A 21708-nucleotide genomic window follows, 5' to 3' on the forward strand; every position below is an offset into this window, starting at 1 on the left:
CCACGGATCCGGCTCCGCCGGTCCGCAGGTGTTGGCCCCGCAAGGGGGTTGGCGGCCACACGAAGTGGGCAAGCCTGGGGGGTGCCTACGTCGCTGGCTTGTCGCTCGGCGACTTGATGTTCTCGCGCAACTGCGGGCTCATCGGCAGGTTCAGCGGCATGCCCTTGGGCGGGATCGGCTGCATGAACCACTTGGTATACATCTTCTCGAATTCGCCGCTCTTCATGAGACCGACGATGGTGTCGTCCACCACCTTCTTGAAGGCCGGGTCGTCCTTCGCCAGCATGCAGCCGTAGGGCTCGACCTGCAGCGCATCGCCCACCACTTCGAAGTCGCCCGGACTCTTGGCGTTGGCGATAAGGCCGAACAGAAGGATGTCGTCCATCGCGAAGGCCACGGCGCGGTCGCTTTCCACGAGCAGGAAAGCGTCGGCGTGATCCTTGCCGAGCACGATGTCCATGTCGAGGTTCTTCTCGGTGTTGTACTTGCGCATGACCAGCGCATTGGTGGTGCCGGTGGTGCTGGCCACGGTCTTCTTCCCGAGGTCGCCGTAGTTCTTGATCCCCGAAGACTTCTTCACGAGCAGCCGCGTGCCCGTGTAGAAGTGGTTGATGGCGAAGGCCACGTCCTTGCCGCGGGCGGTGTTGTTGGTGGTGGAGCCACACTCCAGATCGATGGTGCCATTGGTGATCAGCGGGATACGGTTCTGCGAGGTCACCGCCATCAGCGCCACTTCCAGATTGGGCTTGTTGAGTTTCTTCTTGACCGCGTCCACCACCGCATTCGACAGCTCGACCGAGAAGCCGACCGGCTTGTTCGGACCGTCGAGGTAGCTGAAGGGCACCGACGACTCCCGATAGGCCAGCGTGATCTTGCCGGATTCGGCGATCTTGGCCAGGGTGTCGGCGGCTTGTGCGCCCGTGACGGCGGCAGAGACCAGGACGGCTGCCATCAATGCGGATAGTTTCATGCGAGCCCTTTCGGTGGATTTGAAGTGAAACGAAGTGTAGGAAGCATTCGCCCGCCCGTCACAATTCCTTTTGCGCCCAAGCCCATGACCAAATGTTATGGATTCGTGGTCCCATGAGCTTTGGCTATGGGCCGCGATGCTTTTGGCATTTCCCGATGGAGCGCACCCCGCCTAGAGTCGGCGCATTCGAACTTCAGAAGAGGAAGCGCCATGCGCGTGTGCGTGCTGGGTGCCGGCATCGTGGGCTTGGCCACCGCGTGGCAGCTGAACCGCGACGGCCACGAGGTGAGCGTGATCGACCGCGCCGCCCCGGGCGCCGGCGCGAGCGGCGGCAACGGTGCTCAGCTGAGCTATTCCTACGTGCAGCCGCTGGCGGATCCGGCGATCTGGAAGCAGTTGCCCAAGCTGCTGCTCTCGCCCTCCTCCCCACTCAAGCTGCGACCGCAGCTCGATCCGCTGCAGTGGCGCTGGGGCATGGCCTTTCTGGCGGCCTGCAATGCGGAGACCTCGCGCGACACCACGGCTCGCCTTCTCGCCATGGCCGCGCAGAGCCGTGCCGCGTTCGAGGAAATGCGTGCGGACATTTCGCCCGATTGCGACTTTTCGGCGACAGGCAAGCTGGTTCTCTATGCCAGCGCATCGTCGCTCGAAGGCGCGCGCCGGCAGCTCGAACTGCAGCGCACGCTGGGCAGCGAACAGCGCCTGGTCACCCCTGATGAATGCGTCGCACTCGAACCGGCGCTGGCCAGTTACCGCGGGCAGATGGCCGGCGCGATCCACACGCCGAGCGAGTGCGCCGCGGACTGTCTCAAGGTGTGCACGGAGCTGTTGAATGCCCTGCGCGCGCGAGGTGCGCGCTTCATGCTCGATACGGAGATCCATGGCTTCGACGTGCGCGGCGGCCGGGTCGCGGCAGTGCAGACCGCAGCGGGCGACGTGGAAGGGGATGCCTTCGTGATGGCATTGGGCTCGGCTTCGCACCGACTCGGGCGTCGGTTGGGCGCCTATTTGCCGGTCTATCCGCTCAAGGGCTACAGCATCACGGTCGATGTCGATCCGACGCCGGGCGCCGCGCCTCAGGTGAACGTCACGGACAGTGCTCGCAAGGTGGTGTTTGCCCGCATCGGATCGCGGCTGCGGGTGGCGGGCATGGCCGAACTGGTCGGGCACGATGCGAGCATCCCGGCCACGCGCATCGAGACGCTGGCGGAGGCTACGCGCGCCGTGTTTCCGGATGCCAGTCGTCTGGATGAATTGCATCCCTGGACGGGAATGCGGCCGGCTACGCCGACGGGAGTGCCCATCGTCGGTCGGCTTGGTGCTGCTCCCGACAACATGCTCTTCAATACCGGGCATGGGGCGTTGGGCTTCACGCTGGCTTTTGGGTCGGCGCAGAGGGTGGCGCGCGAGCTCGATGGCGTTGCCGTTGGGGCGGGCGCCCGGTAGGCGGTGCGGGCCGGTCGACCCCGCTGCACCGGCCCTTCGGGCTGCCCTGCAGTGCTCGCTTCGGCGGCGTAGAAGGGTCGCCCAGCCCGCACCACCTACCGGGCTCAGGGGTGTGCGACGGTCATGTACGCGTCTAACGTCTTTTTCCTGCGCGCAAATCACAGCCGGCGTCGTCGGCCGGCACAGGGCACACCGCCCGACGACGCCACCCCCAACCCATCAACTCATCTCTTCAATAGCCTCCCGCATGAACCGCGTGATGCTCCGCACGGCCACTGAATCCGGCCTCCCGGCAAATCGCAGCGCACGAATCGGCACGGGAATGTGCGGCTCCAGCGTCAGCACATCCACCTTGTCGCGATCCGCAGAATTCGCAGTACACCCATCGACCAGCGCAACGCCCAGTCCGTGGTGTGCCATCGCCAGCGCCGCATGGTACGTCTGCACGGTCACCACCGCCTGCTGAAATCCAACCCCGGCCTGCCGGCAGGCCTGGCTCAGGCTGGTCCCGACCGGATCGCGGCTGTCCAGCCCCACTACCGGCAAGTTCACCAGGTCGTGCAGCGCCACCGATCCATTGCGCAACAGCGCGCGCGACAGCATTCCCTTGGGCGCGATGCACACCATGCGGCTGTCGGCAACCGACTCCTGGGTGAGTGACGGGTGCACTGCCGTACTGAACGCGAAACCGACATCCGCCTCCTGCAGCAGCAGCGCCGACATGATCTGCGGCGAATGCAGCGACTCGACTGTCACTGCGATGCCCGGATGCTCCCCCCGAAAACGCTTGAGCGCGCGCGGCAGTACCTCATAGCTCAGCGCCAGTACAGAGAGGATGCGCAACTCCCCCGCATCGCTTCCCATTCGCAGATTGGCTGCAAGCCTCTGCACTTCGTCGAGTTGCGCGAACAGCCGCTCGATGTGCGGATACAGCGCCAGCGCCTCGGTGGTCGGCGTCAGCCGCCCCTTGGCACGCTGGAACAGCGAGAACCCGAGCTGGATCTCCGCATGCTGCAAGGTCCGGCTGACCGCCGGCTGCGTGATGTTGATGAGCCGCGCCGCCGCGCTCACGCTCCCCGTGAGCATGATGGCGTTGAAGACCTCGATGTGGCGAAGGCGCATCGCAGAAGGAGTTGGACCGCCGTTGCCTCAGGGAGCCGGCCGCGCCGACACCTTGCCACGCGAGATGTCCATGATGAGCTGCGCCGCGAGGTAGAGACGCGGCTCGATGGAGTCCACCAGCACGTACTCGGCGTCGGCAGAATGCGCGCCAAAGCCCTGCAGCCCGAAGCGCTCGACCACGGCCGCATGGGTCTTGAGCGCGGCGAAGGCGGCATCGGTACCGCCGCCGGCAACCTTGTCGTCCGCACCCAGTTCCTTGCCGAGTTGCTTGTAGATCTGCTGCGCGTGGAGCGCCAGTGCACGCGAAGCATCCGTGGCTTCCAGTGGCGGGCGGCGGCGCTCGAACTTCATCTCGACCTTGGCCTGCGGAATGAGTTGCTTCTTGACGCGCTCCTGGATCTGCTGCTCGATGCGGTCGTAGTCGCTGACCTTCAGCACCCGCACGTCAGCGCCCGCCGTGGCTGTCGCCGGAATCACATTTCGGTTGGAACCCGAACGGGAGACGGTCCAGTTCATCTTCAGGCCCGTCGCCGGATCGGACAGGTCGCGCATCTGCAGGATCTGGTGCGACAGTTCGTACAGCGCATTCACGCCGAGTTCGGGCGCGGAGCCCGCATGGGAGGCCTTGCCCGTCACGTTGAGCGTCACCGAGGCGATGCCCGCGGTGGCGAGCGAGAGCTTGTCTTCCTTGACCGATGAGCCCTCGAACGACATCACGACATCGTGCTCCCCGCCCAGGCGCGTGATAAGCGTGCGAGCGCCGGGAGAGCTGATTTCCTCGTCGCCATTGATGAGCACCGTCAGCGTGCCGTACTCCTTGAAGTCCATCGCCTTCAGCAACGCGATCGTGTGCGCGATGACCGCGATCCCCTGCTTGTCGTCCGCAATCCCGAGGCCATAGGCCTTGTCGCCCTCGACGCGGAAGGGCTGCTTGTTCAGCATGCCGATCTGGTACACGGTGTCCATGTGCGCGATCAGCATGATCTTCTTGGTGCCCGTTCCCCTGAAAGTCGCGCGCACCACCTTCCCGATCTTCTCAGGTGTGTCCTCCATCCGATAGGCATCGGCCGAAGGATCGATGAGCTCGACCTGTCCACCGAGCGCCTTGAACTTGTCGGCGATCAGGTTGGCAATCTTGTCGAGACCTTCAAGGTCACGACTGCCGGATTCGATCGACACCAGCTGATTCAGCGTCTCCAGCAACGCCGGCTTCTCCTTCGCAGCAAGCGAAGCAATGCGCTGATCAGGTGCAGCAAAAGCGCAAGCACAACCCGCCGCAAGCGCAGCAATCAAAAAGACCTTTCGGCCCGTGGCAATAGCAGTGTTCATGAGTCCCAAACTCTCCTCAACATTCAAAAGACAGATTCCAGAAATACCGCGGAACCGGCTCCGCCGGGCCGCCGGTATTGCCCCCGGTCAGGGGGTAGGCGAAGCGACACGAAGTGCGCGCAGCCTGGGGGCGAGCTCAGCTAGTGTGCTTTGTCCCAATTGGGCCCAAAGCCGATCTCGGCCAGCAACGGCACCTTGAGCTCCGCCACGCCGGCCATGAGCCGCGGAATCTCAGTGCGCACCCACTCGACCTCATCCTCAGGCACTTCGAACACCAGTTCGTCATGCACCTGCATGATCATCTTCGTGCCGCGCTTCTCGGCGTCGAGCACCTCCTGCACCTTGACCATGCTGAGCTTGATGAGATCGGCCGCGGTGCCCTGCATCGGTGCGTTGATCGCGGCGCGTTCGGCACCGCCGCGGCGCGGGCCGTTCGGCGAGTTGATCTCGGGCAGGTAGAGGCGGCGGCCGAAGACGGTCTCCACGTAACCCTTCTGCTTGGCGAGCGCCTTCGTCTCGTCCATGTACTGCTTCACGCCCGGATAGCGCGCGAAGTAGCGCTCGATATACGAGGCGGCGGCCTTGGTCTCGATGCCCAGGTTGCGCGCGAGCCCGAAGCTGCTCATGCCGTAGATCAGGCCGAAATTGATGACCTTCGCATAGCGGCGCTGCTCGTTCGACACCTGGTCCACCGCGACGCCGAAGACTTCGCCTGCCGTCGCGCGGTGCACGTCGATGCCTTCCGTGAAGGCGCGCAGCAGCGACTCGTCGCCGCTGATGTGGGCCATGATGCGCAACTCGATCTGCGAGTAGTCCGAACTCGCGATCACGCTGCCGGCCGGCGCCACGAAGGCTTCGCGCACGCGGCGGCCTTCGGGGGTACGGATCGGGATGTTCTGCAGGTTCGGATCGTTGCTCGACAGCCGCCCCGTCACGGCCACGGCTTGTGCGTAGTGCGTATGCACGCGGCCGCTGCGCGGATTGGCCAGCAAGCCGAGCTTGTCGGTGTAGGTGCCCTTGAGCTTCGACAGGCCCCGGTGTTCCAGGATCTTGGCGGGCAGCGGGAAGTCTTCGGCGAGCTTTTCCAGCACCTCTTCGTCGGTGCTCGGCGCGCCGCTCGGCGTCTTCTTGACGATCGGCAGGCCGAGCTTGGTGAAGAACACTTCGCCGATCTGCTTGGGCGATCCGAGATTGAACGGCTGGCCCGCGAGTTCGTAGGCCTCCTGTTCCAGCGCCATGATGCGCTTGCCGAGTTCTTTGCTCTGCGCGGACAGCGTGGGCGCATCGATCAACACGCCGTTGCGCTCGACGCGGTAGAGCGTTTCGCTCGATGCAATCTCCAGCTCGTAGATGAATCGCAGCTTCTCGTTCGCTTCGAGTTGGGGCCACAGCGCGCGGTGCACGTCCAGTGTCTGATCGGAGTCTTCGCACGAATACTCGGCCGCCTTTTCGATCGACACCTGGCTGAACGGGATCTGGTGCGCCCCCTTGCCGCACAGGTCTTCGTAGTCGATGCCGGTGCGCCCGAGGTGCCGCTCTGCCAGGCTGGCGAGCCCGTGCGGCTTGTGCACTTCGAGCACATAGCTCTGCAGCATGGTGTCGTGTGCATAGCCCTGCACCTCGATGCCGTGGTTGGCGAACACATGGCGGTCGTACTTGACGTGCTGACCCAGCTTCTTTTTCGCACCGTTCTGCAGCCATGGCTTGAGCTTCGCGAGCACCTCGTCCCGTGGCAACTGGACAGGCGCGTCGGGATAGTTGTGGCCGACCGGGATGTAGGCGGCTTCACCGGGTTTCACGCTGAAGCTCAGGCCGACGATCTCGGCGCGCATCTCGTCAAGCGAGCTCGTTTCGGTGTCGATCGCCACCAGCTCGGCGGCCTCGAGCTTCGCGAGCCAGGCATCGAAGGCGTCCCACGTCATCACGGTCTCGTAGAGCAGATTGGTCGCCATGGATGCGGCTTCGAAACTCGGGTCGTCGAAGAGGCCGGTGCCGCCCTCCGGGCCCTTGCGCTTCTTGTTTTCCTCGATCAGCTCGGGCTGCACCTCGTGCGCCTCCAGCGTCTTCACGAGGCTCTTGAAACCGTACTGTTCGTAGAAGGTCTTCAGCCCATCGATCTGCTGCGGGCCGATGGCGATCGCGTCGAGCGCAGGCAGGCCGCCCACGTGCCCGTCGAGGTCGCAATCTGTGCGGATGGTCACGAGCCTGCGGCCCTGCGGGAGCCAGTCGAGCGCCTTGCGCAGGTTCTCGCCGGCCTGGCCCTTGACCTCGGCGGCATGCGCGATCAGATCGTCGAGCGAGCCGTACTGGAGCAGCCATTTGGCGGCCGTCTTGGGGCCGACCTTTTCCACGCCGGGAACGTTGTCGACCGTATCGCCCACCAGCGTCTGGTAGTCGATCATCAGGTTGGGCGGCACGCCGAATTCGGCCGTCACGCCGGCCACGTCGCGCTTCTTGCCGTTCATGGTGTCGATGATCGTGATGTGCTCGTCCACCAGTTGGCTCAGGTCCTTGTCGCCGCTGGACACGATCACCTCGATGCCTTGGCTGGCGGCCGTGCGCGCGAGCGTGCCGATCACGTCGTCGGCCTCGACATCGGGCACGCACAGCACCGGCCAGCCGAGCATCCTGACCACCTGGTGGATCGGCTCGACCTGGCTGCGCAGGTCGTCGGGCATCGGCGAGCGGTTCGCCTTGTAGTCGGGGTACCAGTCGTCGCGGAAGGTCTTGCCCGGCGCATCGAAGATGCAGGCCGCGTAGTCGGCCCGCACCTCGCGGCGCAGGGCCTGCATCATGTTGATCATTCCTCGGATGGCGCCGGTCGCGGGGCTGCTGCTGTCCCCCGGTACGGCGCGAAGGTCGGGCATCGCATGGAAGGCACGGTAGAGATAGCTCGATCCGTCGACGAGCAGCAGCGTTTTCTTGTCGGTCATCGGGGCATTTTGCCGTGCCGGGACGGGGGCCCCGAGCAGCGCGAAAGTTCCTCACTTTCTAGTACCCCTGCGCGAAACGCGGACCTACAATCTCTTCATGTCCTCCTCCACGCTCCACGTTCGCCGCACCCGGCTTGTTTCGCTGGTGCTGGCCTGCGCCGCGCCGAGCGCCGCCGTGCTTGCACAGAATCCGCAGCCACCGGGCTCGACGCCCACCCAGACGCTGCCGGATCCGGACAAGGCAGCAGGCCGCCACAACCAGAAGATCGAGCGTATCCACGTCGAGGACCGCAACGCGACGGTCGACGAACTCCGTGTCGGCGGCCAGACCGAAAGCATCACCGTGAAGCCCGCCAACGGGCCGTCCTACCAAGTGATGCCCAACGAAACCGAACGCATGCGCAATCAAGGGCAATCCGACCAGAGTTCCGGCGAGAACGGTTCACGGGTCTGGTGGAACGTCTTCAAGTTCTGAGCGCGCAGTGGCGGTTTTCACGGAAGTCGGATTCGACGAAGCCGACGCACTGGTGCGTCGGCTCGGTCTGGGTGCCCTCACCGATCTGAGGGGCATCGAGGGTGGCATCGAGAACACCAACTATTTCGCGACCACGGAGTCGGGCGAGTTCGTACTGACGCTGTTCGAGCGACTCGGTGCCGATCAGCTCCCGTACTACCTTTGCCTGATGAAGCACCTCGCGGCACGCGGTCTCCCGGTGCCCGGGCCGGTGGCCGACCCGGAAATCCCGCCGCCCACTGGCCATCCGCTGTCCATTCCGGGCAACGCGCCTTGCGAACTGCTGCACACCGTGGCCGGCAAGCCGGCCGCCATCGTGCAACGCCTGAAAGGCAAGAGCGAACTGGCGCCGACGGCCGCCCATTGCGCCGAACTGGGCCGCCTGCTGGCCCGGATGCATCTCGCGGCGCGCAACTATCCCCGCATTCAGCCGAATCTGCGCGGTCTGCCCTGGTGGAACGACACTGTGCCCGTGGTCCTGCCCTACCTGGAAGCCCCGCAAGCCGCGCTGCTGCGCAGCGAACTGGCCTACCAGAACCACGTGGCCGAATCTTCCGCCTACGCGGCCCTGCCGCGCGGCCCGGTGCATGCCGATCTGTTCCGGGACAACGCCATGTTCGACACCCACGCCAGCGCCGATGCGCCACGGCTGACCGGCGTGTTCGATTTCTACTTCGCGGGCGCCGACACTTGGCTTTTCGACTTGGCCGTGTGCCTGAACGACTGGGCCATCGATCTCGCAAGCGGCCGCCACGATGCCGCGCGCGCCGACGCCCTGCTCGCCGCCTACGGCACGGTGCGCCCCCTGACCGGCCCCGAGCGTGCCTTGCTGCCCGCCATGCTGCGCGCCGCCGCGCTTCGCTTCTGGATTTCGAGGCTGTGGGACTACCACCTCCCGCGCGAGGCGAGCATGCTCAAGGCTCATGATCCGACCCACTTTGAACGCGTGCTGCGCGAACGTGCCCATGCGAGCTTCGAGTTCGACCGCGGCGCCGAAACGCTGGCCGCCTGACCTGACCCGATGAAACTCAACCTCGTGCCGGCGCGCACCGGCGTGCTGTGGGTCCGTACCGGCCTCCAGGCTTTCGCGCGACAGCCGCTGGCCTTCATTTCGCTGTTCTTCTTTTTCATGGCGATGGTGTCGATCGCCTCGCAGGTGCCGCTGATCGGCGCAGCCTTCGCATTGATGCTGCTGCCCACCATGACGCTGGGCCTGATGGCAGCTGCCGCGCAGGCGGCGGGGCCGGAAAAGCCGCCGGCGGGAGCGGTGTTCATGGCCGCGCTGAATGCCATCCGGACGGACGTGCGGCCCATGGCGGTGCTGGGTGCGCTCTATGCGGCGCTGTTCCTCGGCGTCATGGCGATCTCCGCGCTGGCCGATGGCGGCCAGTTCGCCCGTGTCTATCTGCTCGGCGGCCCGCTCACCCGCGAGCTGGCCGAGACCACCGAATTCCAGATCGCGCTCTGGATCGCGATGGGCCTGTACCTGCCGTTGTCGCTGGCTTTCTGGCATGCGCCGGCGCTGGTGCATTGGCATCGCGTGCCGCCGGCCAAGAGCCTGTTCTTCAGCTTTGTCGCCTGCTTCAAGAACTTCGGCGCGCTTACCGTGTTCGGCCTGGTCTGGGTCGGCGTCTTCATTGGCGCCGGCATCGTGCTGAGCCTGCTGGCGACGCTGCTGGTTGCGGTCGGCGCGATGGGCATCGGGGAAGGCGCTTCGGCCGCGGGTGGCGCTGTCATGATCGGCGGCGCGCTGGTGATGGCCGCCATGTTCTTCACGAGCACCTGGTTCACGTTCCGCGATAGTTTCCAGGAGTAACCCCAGCCTCGCCCACTTCGTGTGGCTCGGGCACCCCCTTTCAGGGGGCCACCACGGGCGGCCCGGCGAAGCCGGCTCCGCCGTGTTTCACCAATGGGGCTGGCTACGCCGGCCCGGGATCGGCTAGACCGGCGTCAGCTTCGCGACCGAGAGGGCCAGCCACTTGACACCGTGGCGCGGGAAATTCACTTGCGCGCGGGCGTCGTCGCCGCTGCCTTCCAGCGCAGTCACGGTGCCCTCGCCGAACTTGTTGTGGAACACCTGCATGCCTGAACGCAAGCCGTGCGAGGGTGCGGTCTTCTGCGGGGGCACGGGCGGGCTGGCGAAAGTTTCCTTGCTGCTGTAGCCGCCCCCGCCGCCGCGCGTGGTGGCATAGCCGCCGCCGTAGCCGAAGGCCGACGGGGTGAATCCCTGGTTCTTGGGAGTCAACCACTTGAGCGCGCTTTCCGGCAGTTCCTCGAAAAAGCGGCTCTTGACGTTGTTGCGGGTCTGGCCGTGCAGCATTCGCGTCTGCGAGTGGCTCAGGTACAGGCGCTTGCGGGCGCGCGTGATGGCCACGTACATCAGCCGGCGTTCTTCCTCGAGGCTTTCGTGGTCGCTCATCGAGTTCTCGTGCGGGAACAGGCCCTCCTCCAGGCCGGTGATGAACACGCAATCGAATTCGAGACCCTTGGCCGCGTGCACTGTCATCAGCTGCACGGCGTCCTGGCCGGCCTGTGCCTGGTTGTCGCCCGACTCCAGCGCGGCGTGCGTGAGGAATGCCGCAAGCGGGCTCAGCGTCTCGCCGGTTTCCGCATCGGGGGCCAGCGCCTCGTCGACGAGGGGGCGATTGGGATCGAGACCCTGGCTTGCGGGTGATTGCCGCAGTTCGTCGACGGGCAGCGCCACCGCGTCGCGGCCGAAGCCTTCCTGCGTGACAAAGCTCTCGGCGGCGTTGACCAGTTCGTCCAGGTTCTCCAGGCGGTCGGCTCCTTCGCGATCGGCCTTGTAGTGCTCGACCAGGCCGCTGTGGTCGAGAACCAGTTCGATGATCTCGCGCAGCGACATGCCCTGCGTCTGCTCGCGCAGCACGTCGATCTTGGCGACGAAGGCCGAGAGATTGCCGCCAGCCTTGCCGCCGACCGCGCTCACCGCGTCGTGCAGCGACCGGCCGGCCGCACGGGCCGCATCCTGGAGCTGCTCGATGCTGCGCGCACCGATGCCTCGCGGCGGGAAGTTGACGATGCGAAGGAAACTCGTGTCGTCGTCCTTGTTCTCCAGCAGCCGCAGGTAAGCCAAGGCGTGCTTGATTTCGGCGCGCTCGAAGAAGCGCAAGCCACCGTACACGCGGTACGGCACGGCCGCAATGAAAAGCGCCGTTTCGATCACCCGGCTCTGCGCATTGCTGCGGTAGAGCACGGCCATTTCCTTTCGGTCGATCCCGTCGCGCACCAGTTGCCGCATTTCCTCGACCATCCACTGCGCCTCGGCGAAATCGCTGGTCGACTCGTACACGCGCACGGGCTCGCCCGGGCCCTGGTCGGTGCGCAGGCTCTTGCCGAGACGCTTCTTGTTGTGGCTGATCAGCTCGTTCGCCGAATCGAGGATGTTGCTGTAGCTGCGGTAGTTCTGCTCCAGCTTGATCTGATGCGAAACATCGAACTCGCGCACGAAGTCGGCCATGTTGCCCACGCGGGCACCGCGGAAGGCGTAGATGCTCTGGTCGTCGTCGCCGACCGCGATCACGCTGTTGTCGCCCGGCACGAAGCGGCCGTCAGTCGTCGTGCCCGAGAGCATCTTGATCCACGCGTACTGCAGCCGGTTGGTGTCCTGGAACTCGTCAATGAGGATGTGGCGGAAGCGCCGCTGGTAGTGCTCGCGAACCGGATCGTTGTCGCGCAGCAACTCGTAGCTGCGCAGCATCAGCTCGCCGAAATCGACCACGCCTTCGCGCTGGCATTGTTCCTCGTAGAGTTGGTAGAGCTCGACCTTCTTGCGGTCGTCGTCGCTCCGGATCTCGACGTCGCGCGGGCGCAGGCCGTCTTCCTTGGCGCCGGCAATGAACCATTGCGTCTGCTTGGCCGGAAAACGCTCGTCGTCGACGTTGAACTGCTTCATCAGCCGCTTGATGGCCGAGAGCTGATCCTGGGTGTCCAGGATCTGGAAGGTGGACGGCAGGCCGGCAAGCTTCCAGTGCGCGCGCAGGAAACGATTGCACAGACCGTGGAACGTGCCGATCCACATGCCCCGCACGTTGACCGGCAGCATCGAGCCCAGCCGCGTCATCATTTCCTTGGCGGCCTTGTTGGTGAAGGTGACAGCCAGGATGCCGCCGGGTGATACCTGGCCGGTCTGCAGCAACCATGCGATGCGGGTGGTCAACACCCGTGTCTTGCCCGAGCCGGCGCCCGCAAGGATGAGTGCATTGCCGGCCGGGAGCGTCACGGCGGCACGCTGCTCCGGGTTGAGGTTTTGAAGCAGCGGCGAATCTGCGGCAGCCGCGAGGTCGGTGAACATCCGTCGATTGTAGAAAGCACTGCGTATGGGGGTTATACGAAGCGGCTGAAGTCACTTTCCGGGCCGGGCGGGTAGAATCAGTCACCGGGCCCAAGTTTCTTGACGTCCGGTTTTTTTGTGCCTGCGCACAGCAGGGTTCGGTCGCGCCGCCACGGCGCACCCGCAGATCCGGTCTCCAAGCCAAGCGCCCCATCGCCGCCGAAATCCTTCGGCGACGACCTTATCAAGGAGCTTGGATCTCATGCAAATCTTCGACTACGACAACATCCTTCTGCTGCCACGCAAGTGCGTGGTGGAAAGCCGCTCCGAGTGCGACGCCAGCGTCACCCTCGGCGGACGCAGCTTCCGCATCCCGACGGTGCCCGCCAACATGAAGACGGTGGTCGACGAGACCATCTGCACCTGGCTCGCGAAGAACGGCTACTTCTACGTCATGCACCGCTTCGACCTGGATAACGTGCAGTTCGTGAAGGACATGCGCGCCAAGGGTGCGTTCGCCTCGATCTCGCTGGGTGTCAAGAAGCCGGACTACGACACGGTCGATCAGTTGGCCGACGCCGGCCTGGCGCCCGAATACGTGACGATCGACATCGCACACGGCCATGCGGACACCGTGAAGAACATGATCGCGTACCTCAAGAAGAAGCTGCCCAAAACCTTCGTGATCGCGGGCAACGTCGGCACGCCGGAGGCCGTGATCGACCTGGAGAACTGGGGCGCGGACGCCACCAAGGTCGGCATCGGCCCGGGCAAGGTCTGCATCACCAAGCTCAAGACCGGCTTCGGCACCGGCGGCTGGCAGTTGTCGGCGCTCAAGTGGTGTGCCCGCGTGGCGACCAAGCCGATCATTGCCGACGGCGGCATCCGCGACCATGGCGACATCGCCAAGAGCATCCGCTTCGGCGCATCGATGGTGATGATCGGTTCGCTCTTCGCAGGCCACGAGGAATCGCCGGGACAGACCGTGGAAGTCGACGGCACGCTCTTCAAGGAGTACTACGGCTCGGCCAGCGACTTCAACAAGGGCGAGTACAAGCATGTCGAAGGCAAGCGCATCCTCGAACCGATCAAGGGCAAGCTCGCCGACACGCTGGTCGAGATGGAGCAGGACATCCAGAGCTCCATCAGCTACGCGGGCGGCCGCAAGCTCATGGACATCCGCAAGGTCAACTATGTCACGCTGGGTGGTGACAACGCCGGCGAACACCTGCTGATGTAAGGCCGCCGGCGCGCCTCAGGCGTCGACCAATTGCGCGGCGAGACCGTGCAGCCGCTGGCCGGGGTCGGCCAGCGCATCCACGACGCCGAAGTGGTCGAGCCCCGGAAGCACCTCGCAGACGGGGACCACTTTGGGGCCCCACACCTCGCGGATCAGCGTGTTGTGGCGGATGAACTCCTCGCTCTCCTCGCCACCAGCGACCGTGTAGAGCCGGCCGCGCGTCGGCGCCGGCCAGAGCGCCGGACTCAGGCGCAGTGCATCGGCATCGCTCAGCCGGATCGCATCCGCGATGAAGGGCGCATGCTGCAGCGGCCGCAAGTCGTAGAGGCCGGAAATCGAGAGCGCGTTGCGAACGAGTTGCGCCGGCAGATCCGGTGCCACGGCCTTCCAGTCGCAAGCCAGCAGCATCGCAGCGAGGTGACCGCCGGCCGAATGGCCGGTCACGGTGATGCGCGAGGGATCGCCACCGTGGGACGCGACGTTGCGCCAGGTCCATTCGAGCGCGCGCACCATCTGCAGCGCGATGTCCGCGATGCCGACCGGCCGTTCGGGTGTGCCCGGGCACAGTGCGTAGTTGGGTACCACGACGCACACGCCGCGGTCGTTGAACGCCCGGGCGATGAATGAATGATCGCTCTTGTCGAGCGAGCGCCAATAGCCGCCATGGACGAACACCAGCACTGGCGCATCCGCCACCGGCGCGGGAAAGACGTCGAGCGTCTCGCCGGGCTCGTCGCCGTAGCGCACGTCCACGCTGCACGGCAGGGAGGCTCGAAGTGACGCGGAATCCGCCGCCCAGCGTTCGAGGTACGCGGGATGACCCGGTACGCGCGCCCGGTTGTTGTACATGCGGTCCAGCCAGGCGGGATCGTACGAGACCATTCTTCTTGCTCCGGAGTTGGGGAGGCGCGCATCTTGGCATGCGCCGCCAAGGCTGCACGGAGTCCCGGGTTCTGGTTAGAATTCTCCTTGCGTTGGGGGGGTAGCTCAGCTGGGAGAGCGCCGCGTTCGCAATGCGGAGGTCGGGAGTTCGATCCTCCTCCTCTCCACCATTTTTCAATGCTGGCGCGGGTTTACGTCACAAAGGCAGGCACCACGAATGCGGTGCTCTTGTAGTTCAACCTTTGGAGTAAACCCATGCTGGAAAACCAGTCGGGCGCCGTCGATTTCGGCGCCACTTTGCAGAGCACCGCATTCCTTTCCCGGGGAGTGCCCGTCCGGCCGGACGCATCGGCCAAGCCCGCGGCGGCGCCCCGCGCAAACGGTGCGCGCGTCGTCACGCTCAGGCCGCGCGAGACCCGCAGCTACACCCTGTCCGACACCGTGGACGCCTACTTGGCGGCCTACACGGGCCGCGACCCGGCCCTGCAATCCACGCTCGCGATGTGGGTCGAGCGCATGGGCGACATGAACCTCGAGCAGATCACGGGCGACCACGTCGCGGCCGTGCTCGAGGAGATGGCCGCGTCACCCATCCTGCGCTATTCGGGGCGACACCCCGACACGGGCGAGCCCGTCTATCGCTCGCAGGGCCTGCGCGCCCCCGCCACGATCAACCGCTACAAGTCGGTGCTCGGCACGATCTACGGCTACGCCAAGAAGCGCAAGCTGCTGCCGCAATCCTTCATGTCCCCGACCCGCATGGTGGCCTCGCTGGAGGTGGACAACGTGCGCGACCGCTCGTTTAGCGAGGACGAGCAGCGCGCGCTGCTCGCGCAGGCCAAGATCGCACCATGGGAAAAGATGTACCTCTACGTCCTGATGGCCCTCGCCACCGGAGCGCGCCGCGGCGAACTGCTGCAATTGCGCGGCAGCGATCTGGATCTGAAACGGATGCCCGCCACCGCCACCGCACGGCTCACCAAGAACGGCGACGTGAAGACGATGGTGCTGTCGCAGCAAGTGGTGGACGAGATCCGTCGATCAGGCGCGCCGCAGCCAGGCGCCCTGCTGTTCGAATCAAAGAAGAAGCCTGGCCAGCCCTTCACGATCAACAAGCCCTTCCAGCGCCTGCTAGCAGCGTGCGGTCTGGAGGGGCACCGTCTGCATGACTTGCGCCACACGACGGGCACCGTGCTCGCGCGCTCGGGCAAGAAGGATCATGAGATCTCGGCGATCCTCGGCCACCGGGGACTCGAAATGGCGCGCCGCTACGCGCACCACAATGTAGATAGCAAGGCGGATGTCATACAGAGTTCGCCGCTGGTCCGACTGGGATGAGTGCGATTCGCTCCGCCCCGTTCACAATGGACGCGGTGTGAGTGATACCCCCGGAGGTCTGCCATGCTGTCCAGCCACCTTGCCGCGCAACTGCGGCGAACCGCTGACCAAGAAGGCATCAAGCAGACCGCAGGCTCGATCTTTAGCACGCTCCTTGGAAGACTCGGCGATGCTCTCGAAGACGCCGGTGTCGGATCCGACGAGGCGTCGTTGGCGAGCGACGTCGTGAGCGGCATGCTCCGGTCGATGGCAGGCGCCTCCGATGCGATCGGTGGCAGCGGTGATCTCGTCGGCCGAGGCGGCGAGGAGCGCGCAGCGTCACTAGTGGCGCGGGCCGCAAACGCAGCGGAGGCGACCGGGACACACCATTGATGACCACGCGGCTGTGGCCGGGCCGGGAAACGCCCCGGCCCCGTTGCAACTACTGCCGCATTTCGTGGCGCACGCCATCCACGAAAGCTTCGATCTCGCGCGCCCATGGCAAGCGCGTACCGAGCGCCTGCCCATAGGTGTTGCGGGCCTGCCGTCGCGTCACCGAGGCCTCGCCTCGTATAGCCCGGACAAACTGCGCGGCGACCTCCTCGCCGTCCTCCGAGCGGAACTCCAGCACGGCAAGGCGGCGCAAGGCCAGCACCTTACGCATGCTCCGGACGCGCGGGCCTCCGATGCCAGTACGCGTCCAGCGTTGCCCTCGCGCGAAAGCCCGTGCGATCAGATAACCGGAAAGATCGGGGTCCATGGTGAGACCTCCTTTGCAAAGATAAGGTTGAAGGAAATCAGCGCACGCGCGAAAGCGATGGCGCGCATTTCGCGCGCGTGCATATGCCTGCCTTACCTTGCCGCGCCTGGGATCTCCTTCGGTGCGCCAGCGGGCCCGAACGGAGACGAGTTCCTTGTGATGGGGGCGCCCAAAGGTGGTGAGCGTCATCGGCATCGATGCAGCAGCATGGCGGCATCGAACGAACTACCGCGCCTTTGTACGCCTCGGCGCCGAGGCCAGTCAAGGGGACGGCTACCGGCCGTGAAGTTCGCCCCGCCCAAGGCGAAGTCCGCGGATACAACGGCGGCCCTCTCTCTCATGTCTCTATAGCGCGGCACCCGCCTCGCAGTTTGCACTGGCGGAGCGGTGGCGAACCCGGACCGGAGTAGCGATCGAAGCCAGGGAGACGACAATGAACGGATGCAAGACCAAGAAAAACCTAATCGCATCGCAGCGTACCTACTTTTTTTAGCACGACAACGGCGCCCGCTAGTTGTTGCAGTTTTTGTTGCCATTCTGGGGTTTGTCGTCCTCGTCGTCAGGCCGGACTTATCCGTCTTTTTTGGCAGACCATATGACATTCCCCCGATTGGACTTGCGACAGTCTTGTGGGGTTTCGCAATTTCGCTCGCTCTCTCAGATTACTTGAAGGGCCCCGCCGAAACCATTGAAGCGAGCCGTCCCGGTAGGGTGTTCGACGACCTGGTGGCGCTAAATCATCGCTTGGCTCTCTTGGAGCTTCATTGGACAGAACGCTCCAATGCCGACGTGGCCGCCTTAGTGGGCAATCGAGAAGGAATAATCCAAGAACTGCGCGAGTCGCTATCGGCTTCAGTTGCTGATTCGCTCGTAAAGCAGTTTGAACCAACACTTTTGGCGAACGCCCGCGAGCAACAGATCAGATCAGCGTTCTTGCAGGCGCAGCAGCGCATGTACCGTGAAGTAGAAGTACTGGGACGACGCGCACGCCTGAACTTAGTATTCGGCGTCTTAACGACTGGCGTCGCAATTCTTTTGTTGGCCTACATGGTCCTTTGGCATGAACGCCAATTCGTTGATCTGACTGCTTTGCTGTCTCATTACGTGCCCAGGGTGACAGTCGTCGTCTTTGTCGAGGTGTTCTCGTTCTTCTTCTTAAGACTATATAGAGCAACTCTCGGCGAAATTCACACCTATCAAAACGACCTGACACGTTTGGCACTGCAACAAGTTGCCGTCGACGCCGCATGGGCCGCCCCGGATCACGCTGTGAGAGGCACTCTCGCCAAAGATCTGCTGACTACATCGGAGAAGGCATCATCAGGATCGCGAGTCGACGACAAGGCGGTTGATCCTGCGGCCGTACTAGATCTCATGGAGCGTTTCGGCAAGCTTGTAGAAAAAGGGAAGAAGCCCGGAAAGACCGAATAGCCGTAGCTGTCCGAACGGTCCGGCGTTGTCGGATGGGTCGGCGGCGGCCGAGTAGCGCGTGCAGGACCCCATTGAGGTTCGCCTCAGGCGGGCGGAGCACTTCGCAAGCGCAAGGGCCTCGACACGAGATCGCTGCAACGGACTAGCCTCCTGCGCTCGTCTTCCTGGAGTGCTCGTCTTCCCATGCCTTTGACCAGCGACCCTCCGCTTCAAATTTCTTCTGCAATCGCAGGAAGTCGCGCGACAGCGCCTCAATCTCCTTGACCTGAGCCTCGAGCTCGCCCAAGGTGATCCGCACCTCTGGCGCAATCTTGTCAGGATCAAACTCCCATGACAGTCCAACGAACGCGAACAGGTCCGGCTCGCGCATGCTGACCCGGCCCCAGCGGCCATGCGCATAGTCGTTGCGCAAGGCCCGAGCGCGTTCGACACGCTCGAACCACTTCTCGAACGCTTCTCGTGCCGCCAATTTGCTGTGTCCCCATGTCTCGAACACCAGCGGTCGGAGCTTTCTCACGCGCTTTCTGAAAGGCTCGCTTGCAGATAGCAGGTCTTCGACTTCGACACCTCGGTAAGGCCCGAGCCATTTCAGTTGCAAGCCTATATTGAGGTCTAGCCGCGCATAAGCGTGGACCAGACGCCCAAGCAACCAATGCAATCGATCCTCGCCTCGCAGTGCTTCGGTCCCCATGCGTCAGCCCACCGGTGCCGCGTCTTCGTCCTCGCCCGGCGAGCGAGGACCGATGCGCTCGTCAGTTGCCAAGCGGTAGAGCGCAACCGTACCGGCCTCGAAGGCTTCGGTCCACGACGCGAATGACAGCTCGCTGGACTGGACGTCGACCCACACCGAAGCGTCCTCGGTGCTTTCGTGCAGCACCCAGAAGTACTGCCCGGGATCAGGCTCGTCGACGTAGACGGAGATGTGACGCAGATGGCTCATTTCGCCATTTTGATGTTATCGCTACTGGATATTCATACAGCATAATTTCACCTATGCGAGTCAGGATGAAGCGACGCTTTCGACATGGGGTGGAGTTGCCCGACGTCGATTTCCACGCCCAGGAGTGGGTACGCGGAATGCTGCAGTTCGAGCGCGAGCGACTTTATCTATGCCAGAGCACGCCTGGGCACAACCCGCCCCCCTTTGGCGTGTTGTACAGGCCAACTCTAAAGTCCTGCTTTAACGACACGTTCGCCTTTGCGGGCATCGAGCAGGAGGGCCGCCAGTGGATGGCACAGGTCTGGTTCTGCGAGGTTGGCAGCGGGCGGGCGGGCAACTAGCGACAGGACGCAACTCTCGCTGCCATTCGCAAGTCTTTCACTTGGGCGTCGGCCCGCAACGGAAAAAAGCCACCCGAGCGAGCCCGGGTGGCCTCTTCAAACCCGACCCGTCAGAAGGGCCGGGGATCCAGCCAGACCACGACAGCGCAGGCCGCCGCGAGCAGCAGGACTGCGAGGATCAGGAGCCGGCGCGCCATGGTCAGAAGACGGACTTGTCGCCGATCCTGATCGACTTGATCAATGCGCTCTTGAAGGTGAGCGTCGTCGAGTCGCCGAGATTGAAGTCGAGCGCGGGGGTCATGCCAGCGGACGCCTTGGGATTCGGGAAGTTCCAGATGCACGCGTCGGGGTAGGCTGCGATTAGCGCATCGAGCGACATCGCGCCGCCGCCGGTCCCGTTCGCGCCATTGAGCAGGACCGTCCCGTTCGTCGGGTAGGGCTTGGTCCCGGTGCGATACCACTTGACCTCGCTCGGCGTGGCCGTGTAGCGCGTGAAGCCGTCCGTCGTCGCGACCCCGTCCATCTCCCGGAGCCTCGTGATCAGATTCACATAGGACAGGCCATTGCAGTTCGGGCTGATCGTGGTCGTCACGTAGAGGTCATCGACGGCGGTCGGCGTGCTGTTGGCCCAAAGCGGCGTATCGGCTGCAAAGAGCTTCGCCTCGAACGAGATCCCCGGGTATTCCGAGAGCTTGAGCTTGTGCAGGAACGAGAGCCCATAGACGGCCTTGTTGCCCGTCACGGCGTTGTTCGCGCTCGGTGCATCGGCGGGTTTGTCGCTGTAGAAGGTCGTCAGCTTCACGGCCAGCTCGCCGCTACTTTCCCAAGGTGGCCCCGCAGCGCCGTCCGTTGCCGCGACGAATGCATGGTTGTCCGAGAAGTCCATCGAGCAGGCCGGCAGACTCGCTTGACCGCGCGAGCAGTCGGCATCTTTCCATGCCTTCGGTGCCGGTGCCGGTGCCGGTGCTGGCGCGGGTGCTGGCGCGGGTGCTGGCGCTTCGGTCTCCGATCCGGGCGGCGGCGGCGGGGGCGTGATCTCGTTGCTCGGCGCGGGCGCAGGAGCTTCCACAGCGGGCGCGGGCGCTGCTGCCGAGGGTGAGGGCGCGGGAGCCGGCACGAAGCCTCCAGAGCCTCCTCCGCCGCAGGCGGCGAGCGTCATCAGGATCGCGCTCGCAATCAATGGTCTTGTGTGTTGCATATTAGGCTTTCAGATTAGGTTTTTCAGAATTAGGGGAACCCCCGGCCATAGCCGCCCGGGCACTGGCTGCGGCAAGTGCCGGGAGCCTCAGAGGTCCAGATCGCGGTCGTTGTCGACTGCGCCGCGCCGGCTCTTGACGTACTCGGCAACGCGCAGCGCCTGCTCTTGCGTCAGGAACGCCTCGATCGGCGGCTCGGCGCTCATGCGATTGCCGAAGTACTCGATGCGGTGGGCGTGCGGGAATCGGCGCAGGCAGTAGAAGCCCGGCACGGTCGGATGGTCGGCGCTCTGCCATTCGGTTGGGGCGGGCATTACGTGCCCTCCTTGGACTTGTCGAGCGCCTTGACGCGCTCGATCACAGCGGGCGTCATCTCGAAGGCACCAAGCGGCAGCGCGAGATCCCGGCCGCTCGACCAGCGGATGAAGACCATCGCGTCGCCTTCATCGAGCCGCCAGCATCCGAAGAAGGCAGAGCCGCCCTCTTTCTTGTCGGTCGAATAGGCTTGCAGTTCGCCAGTGCGGCAGAGGTCGCCCTTCGAGTCTGTGAGCCGGATCAGCCCGCCGGCCTTGTTCGGGGTCGTCAGCAGCGTCTCGGCCATCGAGGGCAGCGCGAGCGCGGCGAGTGCCGCGAGGATTGCAAGGCGCTTCATCCGAGTTCTCTCGTGACGTTCGCGCCGCCGACCGCGGCGTTTTGCTGGGCGCAGCCGGACGTGGCTGCGCTGGCCGCGACCAGCGCGGCCATCAGGAGCCGTCGGGTCATGCGGGCCTCGCGAGGCTGGTCAGGACGACGACGCCGAACCATCCCAGGAGGGAGAGGCGGCGATCAATGATCGATTGCAGTTGCGCGATCGTGGCGCGCGCGCGGTCTATGCGGCGAAAGTTGGTAAGCGCTCAATAAACCACGTCCTTGCGGCGGCCGCCATGGACCATGAAGCTACGTTCCCATGTACAGCAACATGGGAACGTGATGTCAGAGTGGTTGTCGGAGTTGGGC

General features: G+C 64.5%; 20 protein-coding genes and 1 tRNA gene. 9 read left to right on the forward strand and 12 right to left on the reverse strand.

What is annotated here, in order from left to right:
* Positions 1-85 precede the first annotated feature (85 nt).
* Positions 86-970, reverse strand: coding sequence for a transporter substrate-binding domain-containing protein (locus QTI04_RS18050; RefSeq protein ID WP_286616822.1), 885 nt, complete (start codon positions 968-970; stop codon positions 86-88).
* Between the two features lie 210 nt (positions 971-1180).
* Between QTI04_RS18050 and QTI04_RS18055 the strand changes: the two genes are divergently transcribed.
* The gene (locus QTI04_RS18055) at positions 1181-2416 is read left to right on the forward strand and encodes a D-amino acid dehydrogenase (protein ID WP_286616825.1); all 1236 of its coding nucleotides are present in this window, start codon (positions 1181-1183) and stop codon (positions 2414-2416) included.
* Positions 2417-2635: 219 nt separating this feature from the next.
* Here QTI04_RS18055 and QTI04_RS18060 read toward each other — a convergent pair whose 3' ends face one another.
* The 3 genes from QTI04_RS18060 to polA all read right to left on the reverse strand — a co-directional run bounded on the left by QTI04_RS18060 (position 2636) and on the right by polA (position 7800).
* Positions 2636-3538: a LysR family transcriptional regulator gene (locus tag QTI04_RS18060; protein ID WP_286616826.1), complete on the reverse strand. Its 903-nt coding sequence runs from the start codon at positions 3536-3538 to the stop codon at positions 2636-2638.
* 27 nt (positions 3539-3565) lie between these two features.
* Positions 3566-4867, reverse strand: coding sequence for a M20/M25/M40 family metallo-hydrolase (locus QTI04_RS18065; RefSeq protein ID WP_286616827.1), 1302 nt, complete (start codon positions 4865-4867; stop codon positions 3566-3568).
* A 140-nt stretch (positions 4868-5007) separates the two neighbouring features.
* Entirely contained in the window at positions 5008-7800 is a 2793-nt protein-coding gene (polA, locus tag QTI04_RS18070; protein WP_286616828.1) for a DNA polymerase I, read from the reverse strand.
* A gap of 97 nt (positions 7801-7897) precedes the next feature.
* On the opposite strand from polA, the gene QTI04_RS18075 reads away from it, so the two are divergent.
* Genes QTI04_RS18075 through QTI04_RS18085 form a run of 3 tightly spaced genes read left to right on the forward strand, consistent with a single transcriptional unit; the run spans position 7898 to position 10130 of the window.
* Entirely contained in the window at positions 7898-8275 is a 378-nt protein-coding gene (locus QTI04_RS18075; RefSeq protein WP_286599639.1) for a hypothetical protein, read from the forward strand.
* A 7-nt stretch (positions 8276-8282) separates the two neighbouring features.
* Positions 8283-9326 (forward strand): homoserine kinase, encoded by a 1044-nt coding sequence (locus tag QTI04_RS18080; RefSeq protein WP_286616829.1) that lies wholly within the window; start codon positions 8283-8285, stop codon positions 9324-9326.
* A gap of 9 nt (positions 9327-9335) precedes the next feature.
* Positions 9336-10130: a BPSS1780 family membrane protein gene (locus tag QTI04_RS18085; protein ID WP_286616830.1), complete on the forward strand. Its 795-nt coding sequence runs from the start codon at positions 9336-9338 to the stop codon at positions 10128-10130.
* Positions 10131-10253: 123 nt separating this feature from the next.
* Here the strand turns inward: QTI04_RS18085 and QTI04_RS18090 are convergent, their stop codons facing one another.
* Positions 10254-12626, reverse strand: coding sequence for a UvrD-helicase domain-containing protein (locus QTI04_RS18090; protein WP_286616831.1), 2373 nt, complete (start codon positions 12624-12626; stop codon positions 10254-10256).
* Positions 12627-12867: 241 nt separating this feature from the next.
* Here QTI04_RS18090 and QTI04_RS18095 point away from each other — a divergent pair, with 241 nt between their 5' ends.
* A complete protein-coding gene (locus QTI04_RS18095; protein WP_286616832.1) occupies positions 12868-13845 on the forward strand; it encodes a GMP reductase in 978 nt (325 codons plus the stop codon).
* A 15-nt stretch (positions 13846-13860) separates the two neighbouring features.
* Here QTI04_RS18095 and QTI04_RS18100 read toward each other — a convergent pair whose 3' ends face one another.
* On the reverse strand, positions 13861-14727 hold the full coding sequence (locus QTI04_RS18100; protein ID WP_286616833.1) for an alpha/beta hydrolase: 867 nt from the start codon (positions 14725-14727) through the stop codon (positions 13861-13863).
* Positions 14728-14821: 94 nt separating this feature from the next.
* Here QTI04_RS18100 and QTI04_RS18105 point away from each other — a divergent pair.
* The 3 genes from QTI04_RS18105 to QTI04_RS18115 all read left to right on the forward strand — a co-directional run bounded on the left by QTI04_RS18105 (position 14822) and on the right by QTI04_RS18115 (position 16437).
* A tRNA-Ala gene (locus QTI04_RS18105) sits at positions 14822-14897 on the forward strand.
* Between the two features lie 85 nt (positions 14898-14982).
* On the forward strand, positions 14983-16065 hold the full coding sequence (locus QTI04_RS18110; protein WP_286616835.1) for a site-specific integrase: 1083 nt from the start codon (positions 14983-14985) through the stop codon (positions 16063-16065).
* A 63-nt stretch (positions 16066-16128) separates the two neighbouring features.
* On the forward strand, positions 16129-16437 hold the full coding sequence (locus QTI04_RS18115) for a hypothetical protein (RefSeq protein WP_286616836.1): 309 nt from the start codon (positions 16129-16131) through the stop codon (positions 16435-16437).
* A 49-nt stretch (positions 16438-16486) separates the two neighbouring features.
* Here QTI04_RS18115 and QTI04_RS18120 read toward each other — a convergent pair whose 3' ends face one another.
* Complete coding sequence (locus QTI04_RS18120; protein ID WP_286616838.1) at positions 16487-16804, reverse strand: hypothetical protein; 318 nt, start codon at positions 16802-16804, stop codon at positions 16487-16489.
* A gap of 441 nt (positions 16805-17245) precedes the next feature.
* Here QTI04_RS18120 and QTI04_RS18125 point away from each other — a divergent pair, with 441 nt between their 5' ends.
* A complete protein-coding gene (locus QTI04_RS18125; RefSeq protein WP_286616839.1) occupies positions 17246-18235 on the forward strand; it encodes a hypothetical protein in 990 nt (329 codons plus the stop codon).
* A 142-nt stretch (positions 18236-18377) separates the two neighbouring features.
* Here the strand turns inward: QTI04_RS18125 and QTI04_RS18130 are convergent, their stop codons facing one another.
* From QTI04_RS18130 to QTI04_RS18150, 5 genes are all read right to left on the reverse strand, one after another.
* A complete protein-coding gene (locus tag QTI04_RS18130) occupies positions 18378-18926 on the reverse strand; it encodes a hypothetical protein (protein WP_286616840.1) in 549 nt (182 codons plus the stop codon).
* Between the two features lie 3 nt (positions 18927-18929).
* Positions 18930-19175, reverse strand: coding sequence for a hypothetical protein (locus QTI04_RS18135; protein WP_286616841.1), 246 nt, complete (start codon positions 19173-19175; stop codon positions 18930-18932).
* Positions 19176-19715: 540 nt separating this feature from the next.
* A complete protein-coding gene (locus tag QTI04_RS18140; protein WP_286616842.1) occupies positions 19716-20714 on the reverse strand; it encodes a hypothetical protein in 999 nt (332 codons plus the stop codon).
* 87 nt (positions 20715-20801) lie between these two features.
* The gene (locus QTI04_RS18145) at positions 20802-21026 is read right to left on the reverse strand and encodes a hypothetical protein (protein WP_286616844.1); all 225 of its coding nucleotides are present in this window, start codon (positions 21024-21026) and stop codon (positions 20802-20804) included.
* The gene (locus QTI04_RS18150; RefSeq protein ID WP_286616846.1) at positions 21026-21364 is read right to left on the reverse strand and encodes a hypothetical protein; all 339 of its coding nucleotides are present in this window, start codon (positions 21362-21364) and stop codon (positions 21026-21028) included. Before QTI04_RS18150 ends, QTI04_RS18145 begins: the two co-directional genes overlap by 1 nt.
* Between the last annotated feature and the right edge of the window lie 344 nt (positions 21365-21708).

This window comes from Variovorax sp. J22R115 (assembly GCF_030317005.1).
Lineage (GTDB): Bacteria > Pseudomonadota > Gammaproteobacteria > Burkholderiales > Burkholderiaceae_C > Variovorax.

Bases quoted from the DNA above. Each gene is read 5' to 3' on its own strand.
- QTI04_RS18050 (WP_286616822.1), bottom strand. From the start codon at position 970: ATGAAACTATCCGCATTGATGGCAGCCGTCCTGGTCTCTGCCGCCGTC.
- QTI04_RS18055 (WP_286616825.1), top strand. From the start codon at position 1,181: ATGCGCGTGTGCGTGCTGGGTGCCGGCATCGTGGGCTTGGCCACCGCG.
- QTI04_RS18060 (WP_286616826.1), bottom strand. From the start codon at position 3,538: ATGCGCCTTCGCCACATCGAGGTCTTCAACGCCATCATGCTCACGGGG.
- QTI04_RS18065 (WP_286616827.1), bottom strand. From the start codon at position 4,867: ATGAACACTGCTATTGCCACGGGCCGAAAGGTCTTTTTGATTGCTGCG.
- polA (WP_286616828.1), bottom strand. From the start codon at position 7,800: ATGACCGACAAGAAAACGCTGCTGCTCGTCGACGGATCGAGCTATCTC.
- QTI04_RS18075 (WP_286599639.1), top strand. From the start codon at position 7,898: ATGTCCTCCTCCACGCTCCACGTTCGCCGCACCCGGCTTGTTTCGCTG.
- QTI04_RS18085 (WP_286616830.1), top strand. From the start codon at position 9,336: ATGAAACTCAACCTCGTGCCGGCGCGCACCGGCGTGCTGTGGGTCCGT.
- QTI04_RS18090 (WP_286616831.1), bottom strand. From the start codon at position 12,626: ATGTTCACCGACCTCGCGGCTGCCGCAGATTCGCCGCTGCTTCAAAAC.
- QTI04_RS18095 (WP_286616832.1), top strand. From the start codon at position 12,868: ATGCAAATCTTCGACTACGACAACATCCTTCTGCTGCCACGCAAGTGC.
- QTI04_RS18100 (WP_286616833.1), bottom strand. From the start codon at position 14,727: ATGGTCTCGTACGATCCCGCCTGGCTGGACCGCATGTACAACAACCGG.
- QTI04_RS18110 (WP_286616835.1), top strand. From the start codon at position 14,983: ATGCTGGAAAACCAGTCGGGCGCCGTCGATTTCGGCGCCACTTTGCAG.
- QTI04_RS18115 (WP_286616836.1), top strand. From the start codon at position 16,129: ATGCTGTCCAGCCACCTTGCCGCGCAACTGCGGCGAACCGCTGACCAA.
- QTI04_RS18120 (WP_286616838.1), bottom strand. From the start codon at position 16,804: ATGGACCCCGATCTTTCCGGTTATCTGATCGCACGGGCTTTCGCGCGA.
- QTI04_RS18125 (WP_286616839.1), top strand. From the start codon at position 17,246: ATGCAAGACCAAGAAAAACCTAATCGCATCGCAGCGTACCTACTTTTT.
- QTI04_RS18130 (WP_286616840.1), bottom strand. From the start codon at position 18,926: ATGGGGACCGAAGCACTGCGAGGCGAGGATCGATTGCATTGGTTGCTT.
- QTI04_RS18135 (WP_286616841.1), bottom strand. From the start codon at position 19,175: ATGAGCCATCTGCGTCACATCTCCGTCTACGTCGACGAGCCTGATCCC.
- QTI04_RS18140 (WP_286616842.1), bottom strand. From the start codon at position 20,714: ATGCAACACACAAGACCATTGATTGCGAGCGCGATCCTGATGACGCTC.
- QTI04_RS18145 (WP_286616844.1), bottom strand. From the start codon at position 21,026: ATGCCCGCCCCAACCGAATGGCAGAGCGCCGACCATCCGACCGTGCCG.
- QTI04_RS18150 (WP_286616846.1), bottom strand. From the start codon at position 21,364: ATGAAGCGCCTTGCAATCCTCGCGGCACTCGCCGCGCTCGCGCTGCCC.